The sequence below is a fragment of the Rhizobacter sp. P2_H2 genome, from assembly GCF_056403375.1.
This window is the reverse complement of the sequence record NZ_JBFUFP010001111.1, coordinates 1-1,718: the sequence shown is the minus strand read 5'-3', so window position 1 is coordinate 1,718 and position 1,718 is coordinate 1. Positions and strand designations below refer to the sequence as shown.

At 74.3% G+C, this 1,718-nt stretch carries 1 protein-coding gene; it reads left to right on the top strand.

Annotation, left to right across the window (positions count from 1 at the left end; all coding sequences use genetic code 11):
* The coding region (locus tag AC1D15_RS30590) for a UvrD-helicase domain-containing protein (RefSeq protein ID WP_477828988.1) at nt 1-1,718 on the top strand (1,718 nt) is incomplete at both ends.

Below are 1,718 nucleotides of genomic sequence, written 5' to 3'. Positions count from 1 at the left end.
GCGTGCCGCCGGCGCAGGCCGCCGGGCTCGCGGACCGGCTGGCCGGCCTGCACGAGCAGGTGCTGGCCGGTGGCCGGCCGGTCGAGATCCGCACCTTTCATGCGTGGTTCTCGCAGCTGCTGAAGACCGCGCCGCTCGACCTGCTGGCCGAGCTGGGGCTGCAACCCGGCATGAGCCTGATCGAGGACATCGACGAGCACCTGGGCGAGATCTTCCGGCGCTTCCATGCCGCCTTGCTCGACGATGCCGCGCTGCACGCCGACTACCGCGCACTGGTCGAGCGGCGCGGCCGGGCGCAGACCTCGAAGTGGCTCGCGACGGTGCTCGACAAGCGCATCGAGATCGAGCTCGCCGACGAGGCCGGCGTGCTGGACGACAGCGTGCCGTCGGCCGCGCAGCTGTGGCCGGCGCTCGCGGCGCTGCCGCACCCGGCGCACCGGCTGAACGACGCCGAGGCCCGCAGCCTGTTGCTGCGCGTGGCGGCCGCGCTCGGTGTGCAGACCAAGGCCACGCCGCGCAAGCAGGGCAGCCTGCTGGAGCAGGCGCTCGCCCTCGATGATGCCGAAGCGGCGCTGCACGCCGCACGCAGCGCGTTGCTGAACAGCAGCGGCCAGCTGCGCGCCCACCTGGCGGCGCCCGAGCTCGATGACGCGGTCGCGCTGCTCGACGCCGTCCACCATGCGAGCCGCCAGCAGCTCGCGCACGACGAGCACCTGCGCATGGCGCGGTTGTCGCGCGTGCTGCTCGCGCAGTTCGCCGCGTTCAAGCGCCTGCGCGGGCTGGCCGACATGGCCGACCTCGAACGCTGCGCGCTGGCGCTGCTGCGCGATGCCGACCTGTCCGGCTGGGTGCAGGAGCGGCTCGATTCGCGCGTGCGCCACGTGCTGATCGACGAGTTCCAGGACACCAGCCCGCTGCAATGGCATGCGCTGCACAGCTGGCTCTCGGCCTATGCCGGCGCCGGCGGTGGCGCGAGCGGGCAGCGGCCGCCGTCGGTCTTCATCGTCGGCGACCCGAAGCAGAGCATCTACCGTTTCCGCCGCGCCGAGCCGAAGGTGTTCGCCGCGGCCAGTGATTTCGTCGCCGGCGGGCTGGGCGGCCATGTGCTCGCCTGCGACCACACGCGGCGCAACGCGCCCGAGGTGATCGCCGCGCTGAACCGCGTCTTCGAGGCGGCGCAGCGCGACGGCGAGTACGTCGGCTTCCGCGCGCACAGCACCGAGATCGCACCGCTCGCTGGAGCCGGTGTGCGTGCGCTGCCGCCGGTGGCCCGCCCGCCACGCGAGGCGACCGCGGGCGACGAAGGCCGGCTGCTGTGGCGCGACAGCCTGGCCACGCCGCGCCACGAGCCGGAAGAGGTGCTGCGCGAGCTGGAGGCGCGTTGGGTCGCGCAGGCGATCGGCGAGCTGGTGGGCAGCGGGGCGGTGGCGGCGGGCGAGGTCTTCGTGCTGTGCCGCAAGCGCGCGTCGCTGCGGCTGGTGGCGCAGGCGCTGCAGGCGCGGCACCTGCCGGCGGCCGCGGTCGAGGACCAGTCGCTGATGGATGCGCCCGAGGTGCGCGACCTGATCGCGATGCTGGATGCGCTGGCCTCGCCACAGCACCGGCTGTCGCTCGCGCAGGCGCTGCGCAGCCCGCTGTTCGGGGCCGGCGACGATGAGCTGATCGCGCTGGCGCAGCAGGCGGCCGCGGGCGGCGACTGGTTCGCTGCGCTGCTGGCC